Here is a 4,177-nt window from a genome sequence, read left to right on the forward strand (position 1 = left end):
TTCTTGTAGGCATTCAGCACGCTGACCGGCCAGGCATCGCTGGAGAAGGCCAGCCAGGCTGTGCCATACCGGTCGGTATCGATGTTCAGGAAGGCCGAAGGGATATCGTGGTTCTCATTCACACACTTTTCGGGCAGCGACGCGGGTAGGCCGTCTGACGGTTCGTAGGGGTTGAAGCGCCGCAGGTGGCCCTGTTCGCTGACTTCGTAGGCATGCCAGACCTGCTGATCGAGCAGCACATACAGGTAACCCAAGCGCAAGGTGCGCAGGCCCATCCTGGCTGAAACGTGCAGGCTACCGGCGACGGTGGTGACGCAACCTGGGCGCGCATCCGGCACCAGGGCGCGGCGCAGCGGTAGTATCGGCAAACCTTGCCGCTCGCAGGCCATGCACTGGTCAGAAGGAAGCCCGGCTTCGGCTGTCGCAATGGCGATACGTTGGCTGAGGGTCATAAGCGCCTCTCGTTTACTGGGAGGGGGTCGATCAGGCGACACCATTGCGCCTCGGAATAACGAGCGAGCATTGGGGCAAGTGGACGGCGATCGTTGACGGCTGCCTCAACCATGCTGCGCACTGCAGCAACGGTATTCAGCTTGGGATGGATGCACAGGTGATGAAGAGCGAAAACCGTGATGTCCTCCTCTGCGCTCAGGCCCAACGCTCGCGCGTCGTCAATATGGTTTGATACACGCACGGCGGCTAATGGCGGTATCTGGCACTGGCTCGCGTCCTCCGAGCCCGCACGCAGCACTCTCCAGACAGCCAGCACGCGCTCGACCAACCCCACATCCTCCTGAATCCGCTGGGCAGGCTCCGGCAAAGAGTGCCGCGGTCCGCTCTGCCCTTTGAGGTGGGCCAACCTTCCACCGCTACTCAGGAACAACCAGCTGTTGATCGGCCACCACGGGCCATGCTCGACCTGCTTGAACGTTGCCGCGAGCAGCTCCAGGCGAACGGGTTCATAGACTGGGTAAAAGTTGGAGTGGCGCTTGGCATCGGGTATTTGGCACATGGCCGTGAGGTGAGCGGCTACCGTGGCCGGTGTTGCCTCGCTGAACAGCCAGCCACTCAAGTAGCGTCGGTGCTGGTGCAGCCCTCTGTACGCTGCACGAGCCGTCAATTCGAGCAAGTCACTGCGGGGAAAAGATCCGGGCGAGGCCAGGCAGGCCAATACCGGGTGCAGGTGAGGCACATGGGCCAGATCGGCCCTGTGCACACGCGTCAACGCCGCTTCGCCTAACGTTTCGCGCAGTCGAGCAAGCAAGTTATGGTCGCTTCCAGCCGTAACCGCCAGTGGGTCTATCAGTACATGGCAATGCAAATGCGCCGCATGGTGCCCTTCAATGCTGCGGGCCAGGTTCTCGATCTTCATGCCTTGACCTCGCACTTGTTACTGCCATCAGCCGTAAACTCAAGTGACTGACTATTGCCATCCCCCTTCGCTACCGCCTTGGTCTGCCCCTGCAGATCGAGTGTCAAGCCATTGATGGTAATGCCTTGGGCATCCAGCACGATGCTGCCGCCGGGGCTTCTGAACTCGATGCGTTCACTGGCCAGCAACTGGTAGACCGTCGTGTGTGTTTGCACCCCCTGTCCGACGCTGATCGATTGAACCCCTTTGATCACAAGCTCGCTGTTGTTGCCGATGACCACCCGCTGGTTGGCGCCCGTTGACTCGCTGCGGTTGTTGCCCACTTGTTCGTTCAGGTCATGCTTGATGTCCACACGGCTGTTTTGCCCGATGACCTGGGTATGGTCACGGGCCGTGTCCTGGCGGAAGTTGTTGCCGATGGTCAGTTGCTCATCCTGGCCAACTTGCTCCACTCGATTGCGCCCGATAGTCGTGGTTTCGTCATTGCCCACCACATTGACCTGGTCCCGCTGGGCATGGATGAACACTTCCTCCTTGCCCAGTTCATCCTCGAAACGCAGTTCGTTAAAGCCATCGCCCTTATGGGTCTGGCTCTTGATGGTCATCCGCGTCTTGTGCTTTGGCAGGTCATACGGCGGCAGCTGATTGCCACAGTAGGTGCGCCCGGTGATCATCGGCTGGTCCGGGTCGGCGTCGACGTACTGGATGATCACGTCCTGGCCTATGCGCGGAATGGCCATCGAACCCCAGCTGCCGCCGGCCCAGCCTTGCGACACGCGTACCCAGCAGGAGCTGAACTCGTTGTCCTGGCTTTCCCGGTCCCAGGGGAAGCTGACCTTCACCCGGCCCCATTGGTCGCAGTAGATCTCCTCGCCCTTGGGCCCCACCACCGTCGCCATCTGCGGGCCGTCGATGCGCGGTTTGGGCAACGGCGCCGGGCGCCATTCGGTTCTGCCGGGCACCAGCACGGCTGCCTGCGTGTAGCGGGTGCCTTGCCGGGCACCCGCAGCCTCTTCCTGCAGGCTGGTGAACTGGGTGCCTTCGTGGTGCACGCGGGTTACCCGCCAGTGCCTGTTCAGGTCTTCGCGCGGGTGCTCGATCAGGGTGAAGCTCAGCCCCGGCTGCAGGCGTACATCGTCGCCTTCCACCTCGGCCATGCGGGCGTCATGGCGCCAGGCTGTGATGCGGGTGGCGGTGAAGGGGGCGCCGACCGCCCCGCGCTTGTAGCGGCCGGGGTAGTCGAAGCGCTCGTACGTGGTGGACTGGTGCTTCAGGTCGCTGCCGTCGGCACGTTGCTCCTGGCGGTAGGCCGGGTGGGTGAAGGTGTAGTCGCGCTGCACCTGGCGCGCGGTACGTACCTGCTCGCTGTAACGCAGGCGGCGCAGGCACGGCCTGGCCTGGTTGCCGCCACTGTTGGCGTGGTACAGCACCTGGTTGGGGTCGGTGTCGTCGTCAAAGAAAACTTCGTCCTCGTCATCGCCCTTGATGGCGCCCTGGCTGATCTGCCCCAGCCCCAGCAGCCGGTCGGTGATCAGCAGCTTGTGCAGTTTTGGCGTGTGCTCGAAGCGGTAGACAAAACCCTCTTCGGCGGCCAGGCGGGCGATGAAGTCGAGGTCGGTTTCACCGGCCTGCACGCAGAACTCGCGCACCTCGTGCTTGTCGATGCTTCTCAGCTCGTAGCCGGTGATGCCCTGGCGCTTGAGCATGATCTCGAGAATCTGTGGCACGGTTTTCTGCTGGAAGATGCGCCAGTTCGAGCGCAGCCCGGCGCGGGCCAGCACGGGTTCGACCAGGGCGCGGTAACGGGTGCGATGCAAGCCTGTTTCACCCTGGCTGAAGGTGCTGACCAGGCCGTGCACGTAACGCAGCGGGCGCTCGCCGCGCCAGATCGTGAACAGCACCGGCTTGTCGAGCAACTGGCCAAAGTCGACATCGTCTTCGAAACTGACCAGTTCCAGCTTCAGCTGGAACGGCATGCTGATGGCTTCGTCCAGTTCGAACGACACCACTTCGAACTCACTCCGGCCAGCCAGCGGCTGGAAGGTAAAGCGCAAATCGGATTGGCTAGGCATATGGCGGCCCCTGCTACTGCTGCAGAATCGCGTTGAGCGATTCCAGGACTTCGGCAGTGAGCAGGTCGAGGCGGTAGCTGTAGTAGCTGTAAGCGCAGACCATGGCGACGGCGGAGATCACCAGCGGGCTCCACCAGGGCCACTCCCAGCGTCGCGGGCGGTGGGGGCAATGAACGACGTTGCTGTAGGGGGCGCACACCTCTTGCGGCGTAGGGCCACGCAGTTCGCGGATGACCGTGTGCATGCGCGAGATCAAGGCTTTGATGATGTCTTCGCACTTGGGGTCCAGGGCGTGCTTGCCCCTGAGGCCCAGGCAGAAGCAGTAGTACAGGAACTCCAGTACATCCTGGAATTCCCTGGGCGCCTGCATGACCCGCTCGAGCAGCACGAAGATCTTTTCGCCGCCCTGGGTTTCGTCGTGGAAGATGCTGAGCAGCGGCTGGTGGCTCCAGCACGAATTGTTGCCCCACGGTCGGCTCATCACGGCCTCGTCCAGGTACAGGCACAGGGCATAGGAATAGACTTCCTGGTGCACGATGGGGTACCCGTGCTGCTGGATTTCTTCGCGGATGTTGCTGACCTGGTTTTGCACGGTCTTGTGCACGTAGGCGAGGTTGGGTAGGTCATCCAGGGTGCGCAGGCGAATGACCAGCCCGAACAGCGGGCTTGCCGCGTCGAGCATCAGGTTTGCGAAGCCGCCCCGCAGCTGGAACTCCGGGTCGGCGGGGTAACC

4 protein-coding genes are annotated in these 4,177 nt (G+C 62.4%); all 4 read right to left on the reverse strand.

From position 1 onward, the window contains the following. Positions 1–452 (reverse strand): T6SS effector BTH_I2691 family protein (locus E8E78_RS07095; RefSeq protein ID WP_280311984.1); only part of this gene is annotated, 452 nt, incomplete at its 3' end. Then, entirely contained in the window at positions 449–1,372 is a 924-nt protein-coding gene (locus E8E78_RS07100; protein ID WP_059396433.1) for a hypothetical protein, read from the reverse strand. The genes E8E78_RS07100 and E8E78_RS07095, both read right to left, overlap by 4 nt. Then, positions 1,369–3,444, reverse strand: a complete 2,076-nt coding sequence (gene tssI / locus E8E78_RS07105) for a type VI secretion system tip protein TssI/VgrG (RefSeq protein ID WP_156860065.1) — start codon at positions 3,442–3,444, stop codon at positions 1,369–1,371. The genes E8E78_RS07100 and tssI overlap by 4 nt, the downstream gene beginning before the upstream one ends. 13 nt (positions 3,445–3,457) lie before the next feature. Next, positions 3,458–4,177 (reverse strand): type IVB secretion system protein IcmH/DotU (icmH, locus tag E8E78_RS07110; RefSeq protein WP_280337098.1); only part of this gene is annotated, 720 nt, incomplete at its 5' end.

The organism is Pseudomonas sp. BN505 (assembly GCF_029873175.1).
GTDB classification, from domain to species: Bacteria; Pseudomonadota; Gammaproteobacteria; order Pseudomonadales; family Pseudomonadaceae; genus Aquipseudomonas; species Aquipseudomonas putida.